This is a genomic window from Ochrobactrum vermis, assembly GCF_002975205.1.
GTDB lineage: Bacteria > Pseudomonadota > Alphaproteobacteria > Rhizobiales > Rhizobiaceae > Brucella > Brucella vermis.
The window spans coordinates 290,252-314,872 of sequence record NZ_PCOC01000002.1; the positions used below are offsets into that span (position 1 = coordinate 290,252).

The following is a 24,621-nucleotide window of genomic DNA, read 5'->3' on the forward strand; positions in this document are numbered from 1 at the left end:
TATGGAACTGCGCAATCGTGATTTCTCGCAAGAGCCTGTTGTGCTTGAGGTGGAAAACCTCGTTGTCGCCTTACCGGGCGGTACACCAGTCCTGCGTGACGTCAACTTCGATATCCGCAAGGGTGAAACGGTTTGCCTCGTCGGCGAATCCGGCTCGGGCAAATCGGTGACTTCGCTGACGGCGATGGGGCTTTTGCCCAAGTGTGCCCTCAAGGTGGAGAGCGGCGCTATCCGGCTGGACGGCAACGACCTCCTCAAGCTGTCGCCCTCCGATATGAAGAAAATACGCGCCACGCGTATTTCGATGATCTTTCAGGAGCCGATGACGGCGCTCAATCCCGTCATGCGTGTCGGCGAACAGATCACCGAGGTGCTGGACATTCACACTGGACTGTCTGTGGATGCCAAACGTGCCAAAGTCATCAACATCATGGAGCAGGTGCATCTGCCCGATGTCGAGCGCATTTATCAGAGCTATCCGCACCAACTATCCGGTGGGCAGCGCCAGCGCATCATGATCGCCATGGCGCTCATTTTAGAGCCGATGCTGCTGATTGCCGATGAGCCAACCACGGCACTCGATGTGACAACGCAAAAGCAGATTTTGTCGCTGATTGCTGAGTTGCAGGAAAAGCATGGGACTGCCGTGCTGTTCATTACGCATGATATGGGTGTGGTGGCCGAGATCGCGGACCGGGTCTGCGTTATGCGTAGCGGCGAGATCGTAGAGCGTGGCAGAATCCAGCCGATGCTGACGCAGCCGCAGCAGCAATATACGAAAGACCTGCTCGGATCGGTACCAAGCCTCATTCCGCGTGCGGCACGTGAACCGCAGGGCCTCGATCCGGTCATCCAAGTCCGCAATCTTGGCATGACCTATCAGGGTGGCAGCATTTTCAACAGAAAGCCCGCCGTCAAGGCATCGTGCGAGGTGACATTCGACCTCAAGCCGGGTCGCACGCTCGGTATCGTCGGTGAGTCCGGTTCCGGCAAGACGACGGTGGCACGGTCGATCATGCGCCTAATCGAACCCACGGAAGGCGAAATCGTCATCGACGGTTGTGACATCGCCCATCTCGGCAAACGCGACATGAAGCCGTTTCGCAAGAAACTTCAAGTCGTATTTCAGGACCCGTTCCGCTCGCTCAATCCGCGCTGGACCATCGAACAGAGCTTGACCGAGGGTCCGCTGAACTACGGTGTCTCCTATGAGGAGGCCGTGGCCGAAGCCAAGCGGCTTTTGAAGATCGTTTCGTTGCCGGAAGATGCTTTAAAACGTTATCCGCACCAATTCTCTGGCGGCCAGCGCCAGCGCATCGCCATCGCCCGCGCGGTTGCCCTGCGGCCGGATATTCTGGTTGCAGACGAGGCTGTGTCGGCGCTTGATGTGTCGGTGCAGGCGCAAGTTCTCGATCTTCTGGCAGAGCTACAGAAGGACACCGGTATCGCCATTATCTTCATTACGCATGACCTCCGGGTCGCAGCGCAAATCTGCGATGAGGTGCTCGTGATGAAGCGTGGCGAGGTGGTCGAGCAAGGGGAGGCGGCCGTCGTGCTGGGAAGCCCGTCGCACGACTATACACGCGCACTGATTGAAGCGGCTCCCGGTCGCTTCTGGGATTTTGCGGCGGGGCAGCCCGTCGCCTAATTGGGGTCGCAGGGAGCGCCCCCTATTTTCCGAGTGATTTTGAACAGGAATGAAATCATGCCCATCATACCGTTTATTGAGGAAAAAGCCGGCGAGATGCGCGGGGTTTTCGAGGACCTGCATCGTCATCCCGAGATTGGCTTTGAGGAGAAATACGCTTCGGGCGTTGTCGCCAATCTTTTGGAAAAGTGGGGTTTCGATGAAGTTCATACCGGTATTGCCAAGACCGGCGTTGTCGGCATCCTTAAGGGACGCAACGCTAGCAATCGTCGGGTCGGCCTGCGCGCGGATATGGATGCGTTGCCCATTGATGAAATTTCTGGCGTTCCCTATAGCTCGCAAAATCCCGGTCGCATGCATGCTTGCGGTCATGACGGACACACGACAATGCTGCTCGGTGCTGCGCAATATCTCGCGGCAACGCGCAATTTCGAAGGCAGTGCCGTTTTCGTTTTTCAGCCCGCCGAAGAAGGGCTCGGTGGTGCGCGCGGCATGATCGCGGAGGGCCTATTTGAGCGGTTCCCATGCGATGAAATCTACGGCATGCACAATCAGCCTCTGGGTACGCTTGGCAAAGCCGTCATCCGCAAGGGCGCGGCCATGGCTGGCGCCAGCTTCTTCGACATTAAACTGACCGGCAAAGGCAGCCATGCCGCCCAGCCGCATAATTCGCGTGATGTGCTTGTGATCGGTGCCGATCTCGTTGGCCAATTGCAGACCATCGTTTCCCGCAACATCCCGGCTACCGATGCCTGTGTCGTTTCCTGCACGCAGTTCCACACCGGTAGCGCCTACAACATCGTGCCGGAAGTCGCAGCTATCACCGGTACTATCCGCTATTTCGAAAAGCGCGTCTGCGACCTTGCCGAAAGCCGCCTGCGCGAGATTTGTACCGGTGTCGCGGCAGGCTATGGCATTACCGTCGATGTCGATATTCGCAATGTATTCGATGTCTTGCGCAACGACCACGAACTGACGGATGCCTATGTGGCGGCCGCACGCGATGTTCTGGGCGAAGAAAACGTGACCGACGATTGCCCGGCTTTCATGGGCAGCGAGGATTTTGCCGACATGCTCGCCAGCGTGCCCGGCGCCTACATTAATGTGCTGCATGGCGGCAAGGCTGCCCTCCACAATCCTGCCTTTACGCTCGATCCCGCGACGTTACCCATCGGATCGTCGATCTATGCCCGGATCGTGGAAACTCGTCTACCAGTGAATAAGGAATTAGCCGCATGAGTGCGCATGAACTGCCATTTGATCTCGATGATATGATTGTACGCCTGCGCCCATGGATCGAGACGGAAAGCCCGACCTTCGAAGCGGCCGCTGTGAACCGAATGGTGGACGCTGCCGCTTATGATTTTGCTGCCGCCGGTGCGAGCGTAGAATTGATCCCCGGACGGATGGGATTTGGAGGCTCTCTGCGCGCACGCTTCCCGCATGCAGATCAAGGCAAGCCGGGCGTTTTGGTGTCCGGTCATCTCGATACGGTGCATCCGCTCGGCGTTATTGAAATGAATCCATATCGCCGCGAAGGCGGCAAGATTTATGGCCCTGGCATTCAGGATATGAAAGGCGGCAATTTTGTCGCTCTCGAAGCCATGCGCCAAATCGTTCGCTCGGGACTGACGACAAAGTTGCCCGTTACTTTCCTGCTAACCCCTGACGAAGAAGTTGGCACGCCTTCGACGCGCGACCTGATCGAACAGGAAGCACTCAAGAACAAATACGTTCTGGTGCCTGAACCGGCGCGGCGCGATGGCGGCGCGGTGGTAGGTCGCTATGCGATAGCCCGCTATAATCTCGAGACGGTGGGACGACCCAGTCATGCTGGTTGGCTGCTGGCGGAAGGCCGTTCCGCCATCCGCCGAATGGCGGAGAAGGTCATCGATATTGAAGCTCTTACTACGGATGACTGTACCTTCTCCGTGGGGGTTATTCAGGCGGGACAGTGGGTCAATTGCGTTTCCTCGAACTGCAAGGCCGAAGTGCTCAGCATGGCCAAAACCCAGAAGGATCTAGAAGACGGCGTTGTGCGGATCATGGCGCTTGCAGGCATGAAAGACGATGTCGAATTCATCGTGACGCGCGGTGTAACCCGTCCGGTTTGGGAAAATGCGCAGCCGCAGGATATGAAGCTCTTCAACTTCGCTAATGATATCGCTAAGGCGATCGGTTTTACAATGACAGCGCAAAGCTCGGGCGGCGGATCGGATGGTAATTTCACCGGTGCACTTGGCATCCCGACACTCGATTCCATTGGCGTGCGTGGCGAAGGCTTGCACACTTTGGGTGAGCATATCTTCGAAGACAGTCTGATTGAACGGGCGCGCCTCCATGCGGGTCTGTTCCTCGGGCTTGAATAAAGGCTGACGAGTGCTGCCATGTTCGATGCAAAGTTGGATGAGACAAGACTTGATGCCCGACAAGTCGCGGGCCTGAAAGAAGACGTCGTCATCACCGTGGATCGGTGGGGTGTGGCACACATTCGGGCCAACAACCTTCACGATCTTTTCTTTGCACAGGGGTGGAACGCCGCACGCGACCGCCTCTGGCAGATCGATATCGGACGTAAGCGCGGTCTCGGCCTACTGGCACGAGATTTCGGTCCGGGCTATCTCGAGCAAGACAGAGCTGCAAGGCTGCTGCTGTATCGCGGCGACATGGCTTCGGAATGGAAAGCCTATGGGCCGGATTCGGAAGAAATCTGCACTGCATTTGCTTATGGCATCAATGCCTATGTCGATGCTTGCGACGCAGGCTCGATAGCACTGCCGCCGGAATTTGTGCTGCTTGGTCATCGGCCGGATCACTGGAAGCCGGAAGATGTTGTACGCGTACGAACCCATTCGTTGACGCGCAATGCGTCATCCGAACTTCTGCGATCTAAAGTGATGGCAGCGGCCGGGATCGAACTCGGCGCGAAGCTCGATCGGTTGCGCAAGGAGTTGTCGCATGGCGTCGTGCCTCAACCGGTTGATGGGTTCGATCCGGCGATCATGACTGACCGTGTTCTGCGCGATTTCAATCTCGCAGTCAGTCCGGCGACATTCTCCAGAGACAGGCTTGCCGCCACACTTGAGGAAGCCGATCTATGGACCACAGTTGCTCCATCCGGTGAAATTGTCAGAGCGACTTTCGAAGAAGGGTCGAACAACTGGGCCATATCGGCAGAAAAAACCAGTACGGGGCGGCCAATACTGGCTCTCGACCCACATCGCACACATGTTTTACCATCGATCCGCTATGTCGTGCACCTCTCCATGCCAGGACTGGACATTATAGGTGCAGGTGAACCGATGGTACCGGGTATATCCATGGGCCACAACGGCACCGCAGCTTTTGGGTTGACCATTTTTGGCGCGGATCAGGAAGATATTTATGTTTATCGGACAAATGAAAGCGATCCCGATCTTTATGCTTATGACAAGGACTGGGAACCCGTCGAGACGATAAAAGAAACGATTTCCGTGAAGGGTTACCCCTGCCAGACGGTTGCATTGAAGTTTACCCGCCACGGTCCGCTGCTCTATCAGGATTTTGAAAGCAATCGCGCTTTGGCACTGCGCACCGTCTGGATGAATGCGGGTATGGCGCCCTATATGGCCAGTCTCTCCGTGATGCGTGCGACCAGCTATGCGGATTATGCGGATGCACTGGCAGGCTGGGGCTGTCCATCCGTCAATCATATATATGCCGATACCAGCAACACGATTGCGTGGAAGCCATCCGGGGCGACGCCTGTTCGCAACAATTGGGACGGGCTTCTCCCCGTACCGGGCGATGGGCGCTATGAATGGGCCGGATATTTGTCGGCGCGAGGCGGACCCCACGAAATCAATCCTGTGCGCGGTTTCGTAGCGACGGCCAATGCCATGAATGTGCCGGATGATTGGTCATGTTCGAACCCGGCCATCGGCTATGAGTGGGTCGACAGCAGCAGGCACATTACACTTCATCGCGAATTGTCGCGAAAGGAGCCCATTTCGCTCACCGATTGCGTACGCCTGCAGTGCTCGACTTTCTCACCGATTGCCGGCCGCGTGCTCGCCTGTTTGTTGGCAATGCCAGCGGTCACTGAATCACCGGTCTGGCGGTTATTACAAGACTGGGATGGCGACCTCACGGCTCGATCTGCCAGTGCTGCCTTTTTCGAGGTGTGGTTCAGCAAACACCTCGGCCCGCTTGCGGCCCGAATGGAGGGCGCGACGCCAGAGATCATTCCGTTGCTCATGCCGTTCGATGCGCCGAGCATCGTGGCGTGGCTGGAAGAGGCGCAAGCCGATATGCAGATGCATGAACGCATCGTCGAAAGCCTCAATGATGGCTGGGCCGAATGCCAAGCCGTGATGGGCGCAGATCCCGAGCGCTGGTCGTGGGGACAAATCCATAAGCTTCATTTACAGCACCCTCTGCAAACGCTGACGGAAGAAAACTGGTCTCTCGCCCCCATCGGTCTCGGCGGTAGCAGTTCAACGCTCAATTATGCCAATTACCGTCTCGCGGATTTTTCCGTTCTGGCCGGGCCGTCTGTCCGCATGGTAATTGACGTCGGTTCCTGGGATAACAGCTTGTTTATGAACAATCCGGGGCAGTCGGGCATTCCCGAAACATCACATTATCAGGATCTTTTTAATGGTTGGCGCGATGGAATCCATTGTCCGCTCGTCTATTCGCAAAAGGCCGTGCAAGCTGCGGCCGTTCACACAATCATGCTGAAAGCATAACCGACGGTTACGGTATTGCCGAGTTGTTTAATGCAAGCTGCACGAAAGTAGCGCGCCAGTGGTTAAGCGGTCATTTCTGCGGCGAATAGCGCCAAAATGCAAAAGCATCAACTCTTGCATGACGATAGGCCCCGACAGTGAGTTTGTGATTGGGAGAACGGAAATGATGCGAAAGCAGTAAGGCGACTTCGCCTCAACGATATCGCTTGCACTCAAGCAACAATTCACAGCCTCGCAGCATAATTGCCTCCGCAGATAAGGCGGACTCCGTCCTGAACAAATTTTTGCGACGAAACCTCAATAGCATGTAATCGGATGATAATTACGCACAGCGTCGGTCCAGTTTCGATAGAGATGGACCGACGCCGATGCGGCTTAGTAATCGGTGATCTTTTTCATGTAGCGGCGGCCATCCAGCATGACCTGCTCACGCTTGGCCGCCAGTTTGTAGGCAAATTTCCATAGTGCATCGAAGAAAATCAGCGGCACGAAATAGCCCCTGAAAGTGTCATCTATGCCAGCAAGATCGAGTTTAGCCGCATCCAGCACCAACATATTGTCCGGCTCGCCGAACCGGTACAGGAAATCCAGGCCGCGCTCGGCTAGTGCGCGCGTTTCATCGAGACCGATCATGACGACGAAACAGGCATTCTTGTCGACGACCTCGAAGGGGCCATGGAAAAACTCATTGGCGTGGATAGCTTGCGAATTGATCCACAGCATCTCCATCAGCACGCAGATGGAGAATGAATAGGCTGCGCCATAAACCGGACCGCTGGCCATGGTGTAGATGACTTTTTCGCGGCCATAACGCTCGGCATATCTGGTAAAGGTTTCATCAAAATGCTGCTGCCCGCGTTCGATGGCCGGTTGCAGCGCCGGCAAGCTTTCCAGCAGCTTTGGCAGCAGGCTGGTCTCGTCGCGCAAATCAATAATGCCGGCCAGCAACATGTAAAGCACACTGTAATTGCTGTCGGCGCCATCGATCGGAATGCCGGTAGTGTAGGACGCCTGGTATTGCAGCACGTGGTCGGCGGAGATGGCGAGCGGCGATTGCGGATCCAGCGTCAGGGAGATGACGTGGGCACCCCGGCTACGGGCATGTTTTGCCGCCCGCACCGTTTCCTTGGTGGTGCCGGTCTGGGAGCACAGAATGACAATGGCGTCGCTGTTGAGGCGACGCGGGTCACGTGTGACGAACTCGTCGCCATTATAGACGTCAGATGTCAGCTGCTCCGAATGGCGATCCAGAAAATACTTGCCCGGATGCATGATTGACAGCGATCCACCGCAGGCAACCAGAAACACATGCGAAAAATCCCGCTGTGCAAGCGCATTCAAGGTTTCGGCAATATCGACAGGGAGTTGTTTGGGCATTCTGTTCCTCTTTTCAGCCTCTTGAAGAGCATGGCTGCGCCGCTCGGCAGCCGTGCCGGTCCGGTGTAACGTCATCCCGGCACCATTCCGGCGATGCGTTGACAGTTCTACTTTAGTGTGCGAACGTTCTCACATCTTGTCAATTGGGAAAATGAGAATGATCAAAATCGCGGCGATGGGCGACAATGTTGTCGATTGTTATATTTCGCGCCGGGAAATGTATCCGGGCGGAAATTGCGTTAATGTCGCCATCCAACTGAGCCGTTTCGGCGCTGAGGCGGCCTATATTGGCGCTGTGGCTGCGGACGCTGCGGGAAGGGTCATTCAGGCCGCGTTGCGCGAAGAGGGTGTGGACACATCGCATCTGCGCATGGAGACCACCGGCAAGACCGCCTATTGTATCATTGGCCATCGCGGCAATAATGATCGCTATTTCATCCGCTTTGATCTCGGGGTGTCGATGTTTGAGCCCAGCGCCGTCGATATCGAGTTCGCGCGCCGGTTTGATGCCGTCCATATCGGTCAGTCGAGCAACCTTGATGGCTGGCTGGACGCCATCGCGCCGCAACGCCTATCCTATGATTTCTCCACCCGCCGCGACGTCGAACATTATCGGCGTATCGGCCAGAAATGCTTTCTGGCTGCCGTTTCCGGTGGCGAGCTGTCACCGGACGAGATCACGACGACCATTGCCTGCCTGCGCGAGAGTGGGGCGCATTGGGTGCTGGTCACCCGTGGCACCGAGGGCGCAGTTCTTGCCGGTGCGCAAGGGGTTTTTTATGCCGAAGCAACGCCGGTTGTGGCGGTTGACACATTAGGTGCCGGCGACAGTTTCATTGCCCGCACCCTTTATGGTCTGCTGAAGGGCGAGGCGCCGGCAATGTTGCTGCAGGCGGCGTCGCGCGTCGCAGCGGCGACATGCGGTGAATATGGCGGCACCGGGCATGCCGCACCGATCGAACTCGGCGAGCCAATAGCCGAGTTGCAGAACTGAGTCTCGGGCGCAGGTCCTGTTACGGTTGAAACCGGTTGGATTAACCGGGATGGCGGGCGAGCGAACTGCGCGGCTGCCATTCGGCATGCAGCACGATGTCCTGCTGCGCCCGGTCAGCGCTATCGAGCCGCTCCAGCACCAGACGGGCCGCAGCTTCGCCAACCTCAAGCAGCGGCTGCCGGATGGCAGACAGTTTAGGGGTAAAGAACGACATCCAGTCCAAATCGTCGAAGCAGACCACGGAGAGTTGTTGCGGAATGGAAATATCGAGTTCGCTGATAGCCAGCATGGCGCCCGCCGACATCAGACCGTCGGTGGTGAACAGCGCCGAAGGCCGGTTTTCCCGTGTCAGCAACGCGATGGCGTGCTGGCGGGCAGTATCGATCGAATAGCTGCCCACCTGGGCGACGAGGCTCGGATCAAAGGCGATGCCGGCTTCCTCATGCGCTTCGATATAGCCGAGCAGACGCTGCCAGCTCGGATAAAGCACCGAAATATCGATTTTCTTGTGCTGGCGATCGTGAAGAAATGCGTTAAGATTCTTGTAGCGGCCATGTTCGAGTTCCGCCAGTACGCAAATGCGACGATGGCCGTCGAGAATCATTTGCGTCACCGCTGCATGGGCGGCCTGACGGCCGTTGACGGTTACCGAATCCGCCTTCAGGCCCTTGACGCGGCGATCGATCTGAACGACTGGACAACCGCTGGCAACGACATCGTGCAGGTGCTGTGCCTTGAGAATGTCACAGGGCGCAATGATTATGCCGTCGACCTGTTTTTCGCGCAGCAGATCCACCGCCTCCAGTTCGCGATCGATCGCTTCATCGCTATTGGTGACGATCAGGCCAAAGCCACGTGCACGCACCACATCGGAAATGCCGCGCAGAATACTGGCGTAAAACGGGCTTTGCATGTCGCCAGCCACAACGCCGATGGTCTTGGTGCGTCCGGTAATAAGGCTGCGCGCCAGAAGGTTGGGACGATAGGCCAGCGTATCGGCGGATTTTTTGACCTTGTTGCGGATTTCTTCGCTGGTATAGCCATAGCCGCCCAGTACACGTCCGGCAGTAGCGGTGCTAACGCCAGCCAGGCGCGCTACATCGGCAATGGTCGTCTTGTCGGCGCGTCGTTCACTCATGTCTGCGCGATCCCTTCCAAAGCAGTCTCAAGCTGCTCACCAACCGTGCCGTTTCATAGGCGAAGATCGTTCTGATCTCAACTTTCAACTTGACGGATGCAATCAATCAATGGCTATATTGTGAGAACGTTCGCATATCATTATCAGCAACGCAAGTAGAAGACGAGCCTCGCAAGGGGATAAAATTCAAGTCATAGGGGAGATAAATGTCCAATAGTCGCAAAGCCGCATCGCGGCGCTTGACGGTAGCGCTGGCAGCGCTGGCTACCGCCGCCAGTGTCACCTCACTACATGCTGCACCAATCAAGGCACTGCAGGACGCCGTACCGGAGAATTACAGGAAAGGCGTGAAGATTGCCGCCTTCAATGACTGGCCACCGGACGAGTTTGTCGAAGACGGCGTATTGAAAGGCTGGAGCATCGACATGGCCAACGCCATGTCAGAACGCATCGGCGTGCCATTTGAATTTACCGCAACCAGTTTCGACGCCATCATTCCGGGCTTGGCCAGCAAGCGCTTTGACGCCGGATTTTCTTCCTTCGGCGTGACGCCGGAACGGCTCGATTCGCTTGATTTCATTCCTCAGCGTAAGGAAGGCACCGCCTACGCGTTCCTGAAGGGCAAGGATTTCGCCATCAAGTCGGAAAAGGATCTGTGTGGCCACAGTGTTGCCGTGATGACCGGTGCTTGGGACTACCAGTATCTCAAGGAAAAGAGCACGGAACTGTGCGAATCCACCGGCCAGAAGCCGATTGACCTGCAGCAATTCACCACCCAGAACGCCGCCGAACTGGCCGTGTCTTCGGGGCGGGTCGAGATGGTCGCGGCCGGATCCGCAAAAATGCATTATATGGCCAAGATTACCGGTCGCTTCAGCGTATCCGAACTGGTTAGCAATCCGGTATTCAACGGCATCGGCGTGCGCAAGGGCGATGCGCTCGGACCAATTTTCCGCGATGCCATCCAGTCCATGATCGATGACGGCTCATACAAGGAGATCATGGCAAAGTGGGGTGTTGATGGCGCCGGTACGCTGGAAAAGGCGGTTTTGCTGACCAAGGACAATCCAGAGCCCAAATAGTTCGACCGGGCGGGACGCTCGCAGCGGCAGCAAGCGTCGTCGCGAAAGCGGGCACGGTCCATCAAGCAAAGTCCGGCCCGAACCACGGGCCGACGCGTGCAGTTTGGAGTAAATTATGGCAAGAACAGCAAAGACGGTCGCGCACCGACCGGACATACACAGTATCAAACCAATATCCGTTCGCCATCCGTCGCGCTGGCTGGCTGGCGCCGTGCTCATTCTGATCGCGCTGAGCTTTGTCAACATGCTTGCGACCAATGTGAACCTTCAATGGAACATTGTCGTCAGATACATGGTCCATCCCGACATTCTCGCCGGCCTGGGGCGAACCCTGCTCCTGACCTTCGCCGCGATGATCTTCGGCTTTGCCATCGGCATCATACTTGCAGTGATGCGTTTGTCGGCTAATCCGGTGCTGCAATGGGCAAGTTGGCTGTGGATCTGGTTCTTTCGGGGCGTTCCGCCCTTGGTCCAGCTGATTTTCTGGTACAATCTCGCGCTGCTTGTTCCCAATCTGACCATCGGCATCCCGTTCGGGCCGACCTTTTGGTCATGGGACATGAACACGCTGATCACGCCGATGAGTGCGGCGCTGCTTGGCCTGTCGTTTACCGAAAGCGCCTATGCCGCCGAAACCATCCGCGCGGGTATCCAAGCCATCAATCCGGGTCAGACCGAGGCCGCAGCGACGCTTGGCATGACGCGATTTCAGATCATGACGCGGATCGTGTTGCCCCAGGCAATCCGCATCATCATTCCTCCGATCGGCAATGACACCATTTCAATGCTGAAATTTACCTCACTGGTCAGCGTTCTGGCCTTGCCGGATCTGCTTTATTCGGCGCAGATGATCTATTCACGCACCTACCAGACCATTCCGCTGCTGATCGTGGCAACGATCTGGTATCTCATCCTGTCGACTGCTCTGACCATCCTCGAACACCATGTCGAGAACCGCCTGAAATCCCGGCAGACCACCCGTTCCGCATCATTCCTGTCCAGACTGCTGCCCTTCAAATTCGCGCTGGGATATCAAAAATGAACGAAACATCCGCGACCGTGCCGCTGCTACAGGTGGAAAGACTGACCAAGTCCTTTGGTGATCACCGGGTTCTCGACGCCATAGACATGACGGTGGAAAAAGGTGAGGTGACCTGCATAGTCGGACCATCCGGCTCTGGCAAAAGCACTTTGCTGCGCTGCCTGAACTATCTCGAAGTGCCGGATTCCGGCGCCGTATTACTGGAAGGCGAGCCGATCGGCATGCGCTGGCAAAGCGAGCGGCTTTATACGATGTCCTTCAATGAACTAGCGTGTCAGCGCCAGAAAATGGGGATGGTGTTCCAGGGCTTCCATCTGTTTCCGCACAAGACCGCGATGGAAAACATCATTGAGGCGCCGATGATCGTGCGTAAGACCAGCCGCAAAGCGGCCGTCGCTGCGGCGATGGAATTGCTGGAAAAGGTCGGCCTCACCGAGCGCGCCGATTATTATCCTGACCAACTCTCCGGTGGGCAACAGCAACGGGTGGCGATTGCCCGTTCGTTGGCGATGCAGCCGCAGCTGATGCTGTTTGATGAACCGACATCGGCGCTTGATCCGGAACTGGTTGGTGAGGTTCTAGCGGTGATGCGCCAACTGGCCGAAGACGGCGTGACAATGATTGTCGTCACCCACGAAATGAACTTCGCCCGTGAAGTCGCTGATCATCTGATTTTCATGGATGGCGGCGTGATCGTTGAATCTGGCCCACCAAAAGAGGTGATAGGCAATCCGAAACATTCGCGTACCAGAAGTTTTCTGGCGCGCGTCGCCTGACAGGAGCGAATAATGAAAATTCTCAATGCGCAGCAAACTGACGCCGCGCTCGATTATCCCGGATTGATCGAAGCCTTGCGCCAAGCGCATGCCGCTGGCAAACGACCGCAAAGCGACACCACCGTGCTGCAGGACCGGCAAAACAGTGACAACCAGTTCGTATCCTTAGTGGCGTGGTTGGAAGCAGAGGCCATTGCCGTCAAGCTTGTCGGCGTTTTCCCTGCTAATGTGCGACTTCCGGTGGCACAGCCCTCGATCCAGGGTACGGTTACCCTGTTCAGTGGCCAGACTGGCGAAGCGCTGATGGTCTGCGACGGTGCTATTGAGACCTTCAAGAAGACTGCGGCGGATTCGGCGCTTGGTGCCAGCCTACTGGCGCGCAAGGACGCCAGTACCTTGCTGGTGGTTGGCGCCGGTGGTCTGGCGCCGCATGTGGTGCAGGCTCATTGCGCCAGCCGGTCGACGATCCGCCAAGTCTTCATCTGGAACCGCAATTTCGACAAGGCGGAAAAACTGGCCGACCGAATTGACATTGCCGGCGTAGACATCACCGCCGTGCAGAATCTCGATGACGCTGTCGTCAAGGCGGACATTATATCCTGCGTCACCATGTCGACTAATCCGCTGGTCAAGGGAAAATTGCTGAAAGAGGGCGCGCATGTTGATTTGATCGGCGCCTACATGCCAGACATGCGAGAAGCCGATGATGATGTGTTTCGCCGGGCCGGACGGGTATTTGTCGATACGCGTCATTGTTGTGATGGCTCGGGCGAGCTCGGCATTCCGCTCGCAACCGGTCTGATCAGCCGCGAGCAGATCGAAGCGGATCTGATCGAACTGTGCCAGGCAAAACATCCTGGCCGCAGCGATGACCGCCAAATCACTGTCTACAAGAATGTCGGCGGCGGGCATCTCGATCTGTTTGCCGTACAATATCTTTATAGCACTCTATAAGCGATGTTGTCAGGTTAAAAGGCATGGGATTGCGCAATAGATGGCTAGCGGATAAATTTTGTGAACGCCGATAGCGGTATTGCTAAGCTGTTTGCGGCTTAGTGTAGGGCTTTTGGGGTAAACGCATACTCCATCCGACATGCCACGCCTTAATGGCTTCCGTTTGCATGGCTTATGTGATCCCGCGCGAAAACCTGTTTCGAACAAAATCCGATGACCTCATGGCTATGAGGTCAGGGCAACTAGTGGATATCGAACGGACGATAAGCTTGAATCTGTTCGATGGCACAATTGTAAGTGACTTCGGCCCAGCCTCGCTCGCACGACACGGCCATAAAGCTCTTCGATCGCGGGTAAGCGGCTCGTAGAGGAGCCACTCGGGAGCGCCACGATCCCGACGGTGTGGACAGGTGCGCCCTGTTCCCGTCAGCTGCGCGGGTGGGCGTACTGCTGGCTCAGACAATTCTTCACCGAAGAGGGGTGCCGAGGTGAGCGTACGGCGATATTCGGCCTGAATAAGAATGTGGTCCTGCTCCTCGTCTGGTAAAGCGTACGCTTTTCCGGCCGTTAGAATCTGAGGGTCTCTGACAGGCAATATGAACATAAAGCGCTTCGCCGTTCATCGGGCGAGTAGGGCTTGTTCTCGACTTTGAATTAGAAACCACAAAACGGCAGCAAATTTGCCCCAGTTACCAAAGCGAAGGCCGAGCGAACTCAACATAACTGACCGGTCTCGGTCTGCGGTCTTCACATTTAAAATATAAAGTTGTATTTCGTCTATTTTGCTGCAAGAAAAAGCATCAACTAGGCGATGGAGAAGAGATGCATGGCCAACATCCCTTTAACTCGCAGTCAGTTTCTTCTGCCCTTCATAGGTATACTTGATGAATTGGGTGCGCCTACGAGCAGGTTTCTGGAGAAGGCCAGGCTGCCATCCTCTCTTGAAACTAAGAATGATCACTATGTTCCGTTATTGCCAGCTATTCGGTTCATTGAAGCCGCCCAAAGCTCTCAAGGCATCACAGATTTCGGTTTTCTCGCCAGCCAACGGTTGCATTTTTCTCATTTGAGAGAAAAAACCAGATCACTGATCGCTCATTCTCCGACGTTACTCATGGCGTTGCGACACGCGTGTAGCGAGGCTTCGAGGGAAGATACGATCCTCAGCATGTGGATCGAACACGATAACGATCATGTAAGGATTTGCAGCAAGCTCGCGATAACAAAAGGGCTTCGGCACCTGGAGCATGCGCAATGGCTTCAGAATATTTTCTCGATCTATATCGTCCGGCAGTTCACCGGCCCCAACTGGATGCCGCCGGCAATGGCTTTCGAAGCCCACTATACGCCGAGTGAAGCGACGCAATCCTTCTGGCCAAATGTACGCTTCGTGTCTGGGCAACACGCGGCATGGATCAGCATACCAGTTTCGCACCTAGGTCTCTCCAGCCACATGCCTGAAGCATTTTATCCGATGTCAGATCAAGAGCACGGGCCTTCGGGCTATGATATCGTCGAACTTCTCAAGCGGATGTTGCCGCCTTATCTTGACGGCGGCGTTCCCACGCTTGCTGAGATCGCGGAAATGGCAGGGGTTAGCACCCGAACATTCCAACGCAAACTCGCTAATGTCGGCTTTGTATATTCAGATATCCTGGACACCGTCAGATTTGAGAGCGCAAGCAGTTTGTTGCGTGATTCCCACTCCAAGATCATCGACATCGCTTTTGCATCGGGCTATTCCGACCCCGCTCATTTCACGCGAGCGTTCCGCCGAATTTGCGGCGTAACGCCACGTCAGTTTCGTGAGCAGTCCGATAAGTTTCCCTCGCCCGGAACATCGCCGGCAGACTAAGCCTGGCACGAAATGGCAAGACTAACGGTCGGCTCCTGCTAGAAACCTTCCCATGGGAATTCGTCCGGCGACCACTTCAGGTCAGCTGGATGCTATCAGCATTTGTACAAAGGGGCGGGTATGCAGAGCATAAAAGGCTTTTCCGGTAAGCTCAAGCGATCCGGTGCCGTGATTATTTCGGCCGCCGGTTTTGTTGCGTTTAATGCTGGCACGGCTTGGTCCCAATCCTCGGCCGATGATCTTTCGCAACAGCTCGCTAATCCTCTCGCCAGTCTGATCAGTGTTCCCTTGCAGAATAATTTTGATTTCAGGGCTGGCGCCAACAAGGACGGTTTTGCCTACGGCCTTAACATCCAGCCGGTCATTCCATTCAGCTTGAACGATGAGTGGAACATCATATCGCGCACGATTATACCAATCGCCTATCGAGATTACATGCCGGGTGGCAGCGTTTCCGGCCTGGGCGATATAAATGCCAGCTTTTTCCTGTCTCCCAAAAAAGCAGGCCCCGGCGGTCTGATATGGGGCGTGGGGCCCGTGTTTCTTTTGCCGAGCGCCACCGGCGATTATCTAGGCAGCGGGAAACTTGGACTTGGTCCGACAGCGGTTGCGCTTATTCAGGAAAAAGCGTGGACCATTGGCGCATTGGGTAATCATATCTGGTCCGTTGCGGGTTCATCAGACAGGCAAGACGTTAGCGCCAGCTATTTGCAGCCATTTGTTTCCTATAATCTTGGCCAAGGCCGATCCGTGTCGCTCAGTGTGGATTCAACCTATGACTGGGAGGCCAAGCAATGGACCGTACCGATTAACCTTGGCGCCACCCAGGTTTTCAAAGTGAACGACCAGGCTATGAGCTTTCAGGTGGGCGGACGTTATTATGCCGACGGCCCCGCCGGTACTCCGGAGTGGGGATTGCGCACGACCCTGACCTTCCTGTTCCCCGAATAGCCAGTCGAACATAGCCTGTCGAACAAAGAATGGCACAAAATGGCAAGATTGATAACTTGCTCATGCTAGAAGCCATCTGAATAGACCGTGTCAGCTGGCCAGGCAATGAACCTGCTGGCCGTGTCGGGCTTGATCTCTGTCGCATTCTGCGGAAGGGACGCCGTGGTTGTTCGTTTGAACGAGGAGGTATTCATGTTCCGTTGGGTTGGGATCAATCTCGCTGTTGCTTCGGTTATGTTGACCGGCGGGGCATATGCCGAGACCACTGGCAGCAAAATGCCGGTCACAGTAGACAGTTTCGTCCGCGCTGAGACCGACCATTACCTTGCAGCCAATGCTAAAGATATCGGCAGTCTTGGCCAGTTTAAGCATTCGCGGGAACCGGTGGCTATCGACAAGCAAACTGTCATCCGTATGAACCGCGATACGCTGTATTCATTTGCCGTGTTCGATCTTGCGGCTGGGCCAGCGACGATCTCACTCCCTGATACGGGCAAGCGTTATATGTCGATGATGGTCGTCGATCAGGATCACTACTTGCCAATTGTCGCTTATGGTACGGAGCCGGTTACGCTGACGCAGGAATCGGTTGGTAGCAGATATGCTTTCGTCGCCGTTCGCACACTTGTTGACCCCAATGATCTAAAGGATCTCGACGAGGTCCATAAGCTTCAGGACGCCATCAAGGTCAGCCAGAAGGATTCAGGCAAACTTGATCTGCCAAATTGGGATGACGAAAGCCTGACCGACATCCGTAATGCGCTGCTCTCATTAGCAAAGCATCAGGTGTCGTATAACGGTTCTTTTGGAGCTCGCGGTCAAGTCGATCCGATCCGGCATTTAATCGGTACCGCCTCTGGATGGGGCGGCATTCCAGAAAAGGATGCTATGTATCCGAGTTTTACGCCTGAAAAAAACGATGGGAAGACTGTCTATACACTGGATGTGCCAAAGAATGTGCCTGTGCAGGCCTTCTGGTCGATCAGCGTTTATAATGCCAAAGGCTTCTTTGAAAAGAATGAGTATAGTGCCTATTCGCTCAATAGTATCACCGCAAAGAAAAATTCTGACGGGTCGGTGACTGCGCAATTTGGTGGTTGTGACGGCGAAATTACAAACTGCCTGCCCGTTGTTGAAGGCTGGAACTATACCGTAAGGCTTTATCGTCCAGATCAATCCGTTGTTAGCGGCGAGTGGAAATTTCCAGAGGCCAAGCCGCGTTTGAACTAAGTCACATCGGCTGAATGCCTGGCGAAGCGGTCTTGTCCCATGGGATGTGGATTTTGGCCGCTCCTCCGCATGTGTTTTTGCAGTGATTAGGTGTCCGTTTACCCGTCCGCTATCTGTGGATAGTATGACTGACGCCCGCCAGTGCACAGCCTGAATCCCATTTTGAGGAGAACTGGAATGTTTTCGAACATTTCTCGAGCGGTCTTAATCAGCTCTGTCGTGTTGTTTGGCCAAGTTGTGGGTTCCGCTCTGGCAGACAATGCCGTTGGCCCGAAGGTAACGGATCCGCATTTTCACCTCACGCCGGGTTATCTGCAACCGAGCGAACTTCCCAACAGTCTTGTTTTGCTCGGTTCGCCCCCAGCTGAGGGAAGTGCGGCACTGGCACGTGATGAGGCCGCAAGAGAGGCTACCATTGCGCTCCGCGGAAAAGCACGTTGGGATCAGGCGCGGACGGATGCTGATTTGCAATTCCCCCAGCCTGCGAAGAATTTCTCCTGCGCCATGGGCGTGGATATCAGTGAAGAGAGGACCCCGCATCTTTATAATTTGATGCAGAGAGTTCTTACCGATGCAGGGCTTTCTACCTATGGCATCAAGAACAAGTATAACAGAACCCGCCCTTTCGTCGTGCACAACGAAGGCACATGTCAGCCAGATGAAGAAGCTGTGTTGCGTCAGGATGGCTCCTATCCATCGGGACACACAGCTGCAGGATGGGCATGGGCGCTCACATTGGCAGAAGTCAATCCAAAGCACGCCGATGATTTGTTCAAGCGCGGATTGTCGTTTGGACAAAGCCGGGTGATCTGTAACGCGCATTGGCAAAGCGATGTCGATGCGGGACGCATTATGGGGGCAGCGACAGTTGCTAAACTGCACAGCAATCCCGAATTCGTTGATGATATTCAGGCAGCGCGCAAAGAGTTGGAAGCAGCGAGCAGGCCGTCAGTCGATTGCGCTGTTGAGGAGCAGGCGCTCTCAGAACAAATGCAATGACAACCTCTTCCCTCAACTGATTACCGAAGCGGAATTTCGGGGGGACAATGCACCACTATAGATTTTCCGCGATCGCGCTGACTGCTTTGATTGGCAGTCAGCAGTATGGCCGTCGCTGGTAAAATTCCGTTGGCATCTACTATCCCAGAACCTGTAAGGCAAGAAGTCAAATCGGATTGATGGCGCTTTAGTGCAAGTCCTTATTTCTGGGCGGCCGGTATCAGTGGAACCGCGGGCCGATTTGGGTTGCCACCCGCAAAATTGAAATCTGATCTCGGGAACCTCTTCAAAGAACTCGACTTCTCATTCATGGGTGTCATTGAAGGGTATTATGATCGCTATAGTCTTTTAAGCGATATCATTTATACAAAGATATCGACAGGTGGTCAGCCCCTTACAGAGTATTGAGCAATAGCGTCGATATTAAATCAGAGACGTTTTCCGGCTTTGTCGGCGGAGGTTACAGTCTTCTTGAAGAAGGGAGAAGCCGCCTTGATGAGGTGGCAGGTGCGCGCGTCTGGTACGCGAGTACAGAAATCTCTTTTGATTGTGGATTATTCGATGGGCACAGCGGGCGCGACAGCGCTGCATGGGTTGATGCTGTTGCCGAAATACGCGGCAAGTATTTCATCACGAATGCCCTTTACTTCTGTGGCTGGGGCATCGTGTGGGCAGGACACGCAAAAATCGATCGGGATATAGCCGGAACGCTCGGGTATCTGTTCAGGGATAATCTATCTTCTGTTGCTGGCTATAGCTCGCCGCTTAGTCTTAAGCGCAGAGCTCACCGCGTCAACCTAATGGCGAAGCAATCCGTCCGTCCCCTGAATAGCTTGCGCAGCCATTTGCTGTCCACTACAGCGACTTTGATTTCTGACGCGGCTATACATCGACTGATTGAGGATACAGACCCGTATTGACAGTGACGTCGCCTTTGTGCCTGTCGATTTCTGTAGCAGACATTAGCTCCAGATGCTTTGCCGACGTATATTTACCGTTACGTACTTCGAAATCGTGTGGATTCTGTCACTATCCAATGTTCCAACTTCAAAAGTAGTGAGGCCTTGCCATGGGCAACCAAGAGCGGCGGGCAGCGATAGCATCGGTTGATGCTAAAAAAGGCATCATAAAACTGATGCTGAGGATCCCTTTGGTACGGAAGGAGTTAAAGAATACCCAAAATGAAGCGCTGTTAGCATTGGCCGAAGCCTATCAGGATGCCAGCAGCACTCTGGAACAAATTGCAATATCGGGGCAATATAAAGAAGATATACTCGACGAGTATAAGCTGATTTGCACGGAAATTGAGATGGAAGTCCTTTCCTATTGCAAAAAGCATCGCGCTGATCGTTGACCGATTTTTATCGCTCTACAGGATACTCAGTTTGCGCGAGATGGATTCAATTTAAACTTTACGGAATTTATCCCCGTATGAGTGGCATTCGGGATGTAATTAACCGTTACGTACTTCTCTCAGCGGCGGCGATGCCTCAACCTGACCAAGGTCTAGAATTCTGTTTGCTGCGATGCGGAAAATGCATCGTTGCAATGAGATCGGACGATGATTGCGCTTAGGTTTTCGGGGAGAGTGACGATGCGAATGAAGATTTATCTATCGAGTTTGTCGATACTGGGGTAATCCCCCCGCCAAATAACGGACTTCAAAAGTAGAATTTTCTCGGGCTATATGATCGAGGAGATTTTGATGAAGACGAGCAGATTCATCGAACCGCAAATCCTTGCCATCCTTCGCCAGGCGGAAGGCGGCGTTCCTGTACCCGAGTTATGCCGGGAACATGGAATGAGCACTGCGTCATTCTACAAATGGCGATCCAAGTACGGTGGCATGGATGCCTCGATGATCAGCCAGATGAAGGCTCTGGAGGACGAGAACCGTCGCCTGAAGAAGATGTATGCGGAGATGAGCATGCAGGCGGAACTGCTCAAAGAGGCTCTTGGAAAAAAGTGACGCGGCCATCTCAACGCCGGGAGATGGCCGGGAAAGCAGTGGCGTTGCGAGGGGTGAGCGTTGCGCTTGCCTGCCGCACCTTCGAGGTCAGTGAGACATGTTATCGTTACAGCGCCAGGCTGAACGACGAGAACGAGCAGATTGCCGATCTCCTGATCGGACTGACGCGGGCAAAGAAGACCTGGGGCTTCGGTCTGTGTTTCCTTTATCTGCGCAATGTCCGGGGGCATCACTGGAACCATAAACGCGTTTACCGCATCTATCGTGAGCTTGAATTGAACCTCAGGATCAAGCCGCGCAAGCGGTTGAAGCGGGACAAGCCCGATGCTCTGACCGTGCCAGATGCGCCGAACATGGTCTGGTCCATGGATTTCATGGCCGACCGGCTGGAGGATGGAAGGCAATTCCGACTGCTGAACGTCCTGGATGACTTCAACCGCGAAGGTTTGGGCATTGAGGTAGACTTCTCGCTGCCTGCTGAACACGTCATCCGCAGCCTCAACCAGATCATCGAATGGCGCGGCAAACCATTCGCAATTCGTGTTGATAATGGGCCGGAATACGTCAGTGGCAAACTGATGGAGTGGGCTGCCAACCAAGGCATCGCCTTGAGCCATATCCAACCCGGCAAACCACAACAGAATGCGTATGTCGAGCGCTACAATCGCACCGTTCGGAATGAGTGGCTCGACCAATACATCATCGAAAGCATTGAGGAGGCGCAGGAATTTGCCACGCAGTGGCTATGGACCTACAACAACGAACGTCCCAATATGGGCATCGGCGGCGTAACGCCCGCACAGAAACTGAAAATGGCCGCGTGAATTCTACTGACGAGCCCCGTTAAAAACGGGGGGATTACCCTGGCACTGATCGCCGCAGGGTCGTTGCCCGCAACAACGTTCGCGCAGGATGATGCCCGCCGCGATGCGACGGAAACCACGAAACAAACGAACGCGAAACTTCTGGATCAGCTTCCTTTTGACGACACGATCGATTTTGATGACGCCAAGAAGGGATTGATTGCTCCACTCCCTTCGGAAATGATCAAGGGTGAAAAGGGCAACCTCATCTGGAACCCGGAACAGTATGGGTTCATCAAACCGGATGCAAAAGCACCGGACACAGTCAATCCGAGCTTGTGGCGACAGTCGCAGCTGATCAATATCAGTGGCCTGTTTGAGGTGACAGACGGCATTTATCAGGTCCGCAACCAGGATCTGTCAAACATGACCATCATCGAAGGCGAGGAAGGCATCATGATTGTCGACCCTCTTGTCTCGGCAGAGACTGCGAAGGTCGCTCTCGATCTTTATTACAAGAACCGTGAGAAAAAGCCGAAAAAGGCCGTGATCTATGCCCATAGTCACGTCGATCACTATGGCGGCGTGCGTGGTGTTATCGATGAAAAGGATGTTGCAGACGGCAAGGTAAAGATTTACGCGCCTGAAGGTTTCCTGGAAGCTGCGATTGCAGAGAACGTCATGGCGGGTACGGCCATGAGCCGTCGCGCCAGCTATATGTATGGAAATCTTCTGCAACCCGATGAAAAGGGTCAGGTTGGAGCCGGGCTTGGTACCACAACGTCCGCAGGTACCGTCACATTGATCCCGCCGACCGACATCATCACGAAGACTGGCCAGAAGGAGACAATCGACGGGCTGACCTATGAGTTCATGATGGCTCCGGGTTCAGAAGCTCCGTCGGAAATGCTCTGGTATATTGAAGAAAAGAAGGCGATTTCTGCGGCTGAGGATGCGACACACACGCTGCATAATACCTATTCCCTGCGTGGTGCGAAAATACGTGAACCTCTGCCATGGTCAAAATACCTGAACCAGGCTCTGGTCATGTGGGGGACAAGGCAGAAGTGCTGTTTGCCCAACATCACTGGCCTACTTGGGGCAATGACAAGATCGTAAACCTATTGAAGAAACAACGAGATCTCTACCGCTTTATTAATGACGAAACACTAAGAGCGGTCAATCATGGCATGACGATGAGAGAAATTGCCGACTCTTTCAAGCTTCCGAAGAGCCTCGACACATTCTGGGCCAATCGAGGCTACTACGGCTCCATTTATCACGATGTCGCGGCGACCTATGTTCTCTATCTTGGCTGGTTCACAGGAAACCCAGCCACACTGCATGAACTGCCACCCGTTGAGGCAAGCAAAAAGTATGTTGAGTTCATGGGTGGTGCAGATGAAGTTTTGAAGAAGGCAAAAAAATCCTTCGATAAGGGTGAATATCGTTGGACTGCTCAGGTGGTTAACCACGTCGTATTTGCTGATCCTGATAATCAGGATGCAAAGAACCTCGAAGCCGACGCGCTGGAGCAGCTAGGTTATCAGGCTGAATCCGGGCCGTGGCGTAACTTCTATCTCACAGGTGCACAGGAATTGCGCAAAGGTGTAGCCGAGCTTCCGACCCCAAACACCGCAAGCCCCGATACGGTTCGCGCCATGTCGCTTGATCTGTTCTTCGACTATCTTGGCGTGCGGCTTAACGGAGATAAGGCAGGCGATGCCCACCTGACACTCAACTTCGACTTTGGAGACGATGGCAAGTATCTGGTTGAACTTGAAAATGGCGTTCTAAACAACACGAAGGGAGCCCAGTCTAATAAGGCTGACGCCACTTTGAAACTGTCGCGCAGTGCGCTGGATAAGGTTGTTCTTGGCGAAGAAACCCTCGACAAGGCAGTCGAAGGTGGCTCGATTCAGATCACGGGCGATAAAGAAAAGCTCACTCAGCTGGTTTCTATGCTGGATTCATTCGACTTCTGGTTCAACATCGTGACACCATAAAGCAAGCAACGATTGGTCGCGCCGCAGGATAAAGGCGCGGCCAATCAAGGTCAAAGCAGTGCCGTGCGGTTCATGCCGTTAGGAGGGGAAATTGAAAAAAGCAATTTGCTGCGCAATCTGGCTACTACAGGGGCCATTGACTGTTTCTGCTCAGGAAGGGGATGGAGGGGCGGCTCAAGCGAACAATCCTCTCGCAAATTCGACTGCAATCAATATACAAAACCAGTATATCGGCGAACTCACCGGGGTCGGGAAAAGTGCCAATCAATTCTATCTGCGCGCAGCACAACCGTTCGATTTCTTAGGCGGACGCTGGATTGCAAGAGCGACGCTACCAGTTAACACTTTCCCCACCGGTTCGAATCTCGATAACGAAACGGGATTGGGTGATTTCAATATATTTGCCGCTTATCTGTTCGATGTTGGTAATCCCGGTATCAGTTTTGGCTTTGGCCCTCAGCTGACAGTGCCTTCGGCGACACAAAGTGGCCTTGGCAGCGATAAGTGGTCGGCAGGGTTTGCTAACGTATTGTTCAACGCCACCAACCCCAAATTTCAATGGGGCTATCTGCTTACATGGCAGGCAAGCTTTGCTGGTGATGACGACCGTGACGACGTCAATGTAGGGGCTTTCCAGCCGTTTCTCTTCTATCAGCTCCAGAAGGGCTGGTATCTGCGGTCGTCTGCCATCTGGTCTTATAATTTCGAGAATGATGCATACACGCTACCCTTGGGCCTCGGTCTAGGAAAGGTGATTAAAACTGAGAAAGCTGTGGTCAATATGTTTGTGGAGCCTCAGTATAGCGTTGCAAAGAGAGGAGATGGACAATCCAAGTGGGGATTGTTTACCGGTGTGATTTTTCAATTCTAGAGCGTTTCCGACTTAAGATTGATGATAGCTGCAAGCAGCAAACTGCTAGGGCACCTGGCGGCTTCAAATAGCGTTACGGATTTGCTCATTGCATTCCAGAGGGCAGCGTTCGTTCATCTTTTATGCGAGAAAATGTCTGATGTTTCGAAAATGTCATTTGCGATCAGATTGATAAAAACGAAAGCAATGTCGCGTG

Annotated in this window: 19 protein-coding genes and 1 pseudogene; 18 read left to right on the forward strand and 2 right to left on the reverse strand. The window is 54.4% G+C overall.

Going from position 1 to position 24,621, the window contains the following annotated elements; genetic code table 11:
* The first annotated feature begins 1 nt into the window (after nucleotide 1).
* The 4 genes from CQZ93_RS15565 to CQZ93_RS15580 are packed head-to-tail and all read left to right on the forward strand — an operon-like array spanning nucleotide 2 to nucleotide 6,378.
* Nucleotides 2-1,648: an ABC transporter ATP-binding protein gene (locus CQZ93_RS15565; RefSeq protein WP_105543558.1), complete on the forward strand. Its 1,647-nt coding sequence runs from the start codon at nucleotides 2-4 to the stop codon at nucleotides 1,646-1,648.
* Between the two features lie 57 nt (nucleotides 1,649-1,705).
* Nucleotides 1,706-2,887, forward strand: coding sequence for a M20 aminoacylase family protein (locus CQZ93_RS15570; RefSeq protein WP_105543559.1), 1,182 nt, complete (start codon nucleotides 1,706-1,708; stop codon nucleotides 2,885-2,887).
* The gene (locus CQZ93_RS15575; protein WP_105543560.1) at nucleotides 2,884-4,017 is read left to right on the forward strand and encodes a M20/M25/M40 family metallo-hydrolase; all 1,134 of its coding nucleotides are present in this window, start codon (nucleotides 2,884-2,886) and stop codon (nucleotides 4,015-4,017) included. The genes CQZ93_RS15570 and CQZ93_RS15575 overlap by 4 nt, the downstream gene beginning before the upstream one ends.
* A gap of 18 nt (nucleotides 4,018-4,035) precedes the next feature.
* Complete coding sequence (locus CQZ93_RS15580; protein WP_105543561.1) at nucleotides 4,036-6,378, forward strand: penicillin acylase family protein; 2,343 nt, start codon at nucleotides 4,036-4,038, stop codon at nucleotides 6,376-6,378.
* A gap of 375 nt (nucleotides 6,379-6,753) precedes the next feature.
* Here CQZ93_RS15580 and CQZ93_RS15585 read toward each other — a convergent pair whose 3' ends face one another.
* Nucleotides 6,754-7,755: an SIS domain-containing protein gene (locus CQZ93_RS15585; protein WP_105543562.1), complete on the reverse strand. Its 1,002-nt coding sequence runs from the start codon at nucleotides 7,753-7,755 to the stop codon at nucleotides 6,754-6,756.
* A gap of 115 nt (nucleotides 7,756-7,870) precedes the next feature.
* Here CQZ93_RS15585 and CQZ93_RS15590 point away from each other — a divergent pair, with 115 nt between their 5' ends.
* Nucleotides 7,871-8,749, forward strand: coding sequence for a PfkB family carbohydrate kinase (locus CQZ93_RS15590; protein WP_286153696.1), 879 nt, complete (start codon nucleotides 7,871-7,873; stop codon nucleotides 8,747-8,749).
* Between the two features lie 40 nt (nucleotides 8,750-8,789).
* Here the strand turns inward: CQZ93_RS15590 and CQZ93_RS15595 are convergent, their stop codons facing one another.
* Nucleotides 8,790-9,887 (reverse strand): LacI family DNA-binding transcriptional regulator, encoded by a 1,098-nt coding sequence (locus tag CQZ93_RS15595; protein ID WP_105543564.1) that lies wholly within the window; start codon nucleotides 9,885-9,887, stop codon nucleotides 8,790-8,792.
* A 206-nt stretch (nucleotides 9,888-10,093) separates the two neighbouring features.
* Here CQZ93_RS15595 and CQZ93_RS15600 point away from each other — a divergent pair, with 206 nt between their 5' ends.
* From CQZ93_RS15600 to CQZ93_RS15660, 13 genes and pseudogenes are all read left to right on the forward strand, one after another.
* Nucleotides 10,094-10,969 carry a transporter substrate-binding domain-containing protein gene (locus tag CQZ93_RS15600; protein WP_105543565.1) on the forward strand — a complete coding sequence of 292 codons (876 nt, stop codon included), beginning with the start codon at nucleotides 10,094-10,096 and terminating at the stop codon, nucleotides 10,967-10,969.
* Between the two features lie 115 nt (nucleotides 10,970-11,084).
* Nucleotides 11,085-12,011, forward strand: coding sequence for an amino acid ABC transporter permease (locus CQZ93_RS15605; protein WP_105543566.1), 927 nt, complete (start codon nucleotides 11,085-11,087; stop codon nucleotides 12,009-12,011).
* Complete coding sequence (locus tag CQZ93_RS15610; protein WP_105543567.1) at nucleotides 12,008-12,787, forward strand: amino acid ABC transporter ATP-binding protein; 780 nt, start codon at nucleotides 12,008-12,010, stop codon at nucleotides 12,785-12,787. The genes CQZ93_RS15605 and CQZ93_RS15610 overlap by 4 nt, the downstream gene beginning before the upstream one ends.
* 12 nt (nucleotides 12,788-12,799) lie before the next feature.
* Complete coding sequence (lhpI, locus tag CQZ93_RS15615; protein ID WP_181153406.1) at nucleotides 12,800-13,741, forward strand: bifunctional Delta(1)-pyrroline-2-carboxylate/Delta(1)-piperideine-2-carboxylate reductase; 942 nt, start codon at nucleotides 12,800-12,802, stop codon at nucleotides 13,739-13,741.
* Between the two features lie 826 nt (nucleotides 13,742-14,567).
* A complete protein-coding gene (locus tag CQZ93_RS15620; protein WP_146114456.1) occupies nucleotides 14,568-15,596 on the forward strand; it encodes a helix-turn-helix transcriptional regulator in 1,029 nt (342 codons plus the stop codon).
* Nucleotides 15,597-15,716: 120 nt separating this feature from the next.
* A complete protein-coding gene (locus CQZ93_RS15625; protein ID WP_105543569.1) occupies nucleotides 15,717-16,547 on the forward strand; it encodes a hypothetical protein in 831 nt (276 codons plus the stop codon).
* Between the two features lie 105 nt (nucleotides 16,548-16,652).
* Nucleotides 16,653-17,777, forward strand: a complete 1,125-nt coding sequence (locus tag CQZ93_RS15630; protein WP_339561730.1) for a DUF1254 domain-containing protein — start codon at nucleotides 16,653-16,655, stop codon at nucleotides 17,775-17,777.
* A 177-nt stretch (nucleotides 17,778-17,954) separates the two neighbouring features.
* On the forward strand, nucleotides 17,955-18,776 hold the full coding sequence (locus tag CQZ93_RS15635) for an acid phosphatase (protein WP_105543570.1): 822 nt from the start codon (nucleotides 17,955-17,957) through the stop codon (nucleotides 18,774-18,776).
* A 404-nt stretch (nucleotides 18,777-19,180) separates the two neighbouring features.
* Nucleotides 19,181-19,696: a hypothetical protein gene (locus CQZ93_RS15640; protein ID WP_146114457.1), complete on the forward strand. Its 516-nt coding sequence runs from the start codon at nucleotides 19,181-19,183 to the stop codon at nucleotides 19,694-19,696.
* A gap of 149 nt (nucleotides 19,697-19,845) precedes the next feature.
* Nucleotides 19,846-20,130, forward strand: a complete 285-nt coding sequence (locus tag CQZ93_RS15645) for a hypothetical protein (RefSeq protein WP_105543572.1) — start codon at nucleotides 19,846-19,848, stop codon at nucleotides 20,128-20,130.
* Between the two features lie 351 nt (nucleotides 20,131-20,481).
* A protein-coding gene (locus CQZ93_RS15650) for an IS3 family transposase (RefSeq protein ID WP_105543573.1) occupies nucleotides 20,482-21,569 on the forward strand; the annotation gives its coding sequence in 2 pieces (ribosomal slippage) (nucleotides 20,482-20,743 and nucleotides 20,743-21,569; 1,089 coding nt in all).
* Nucleotides 21,570-21,632: 63 nt separating this feature from the next.
* Nucleotides 21,633-23,554: pseudogene (locus CQZ93_RS27395) on the forward strand (alkyl/aryl-sulfatase).
* Nucleotides 23,555-23,645: 91 nt separating this feature from the next.
* Nucleotides 23,646-24,425, forward strand: a complete 780-nt coding sequence (locus CQZ93_RS15660) for a hypothetical protein (RefSeq protein WP_210201104.1) — start codon at nucleotides 23,646-23,648, stop codon at nucleotides 24,423-24,425.
* Nucleotides 24,426-24,621 lie beyond the last annotated feature (196 nt).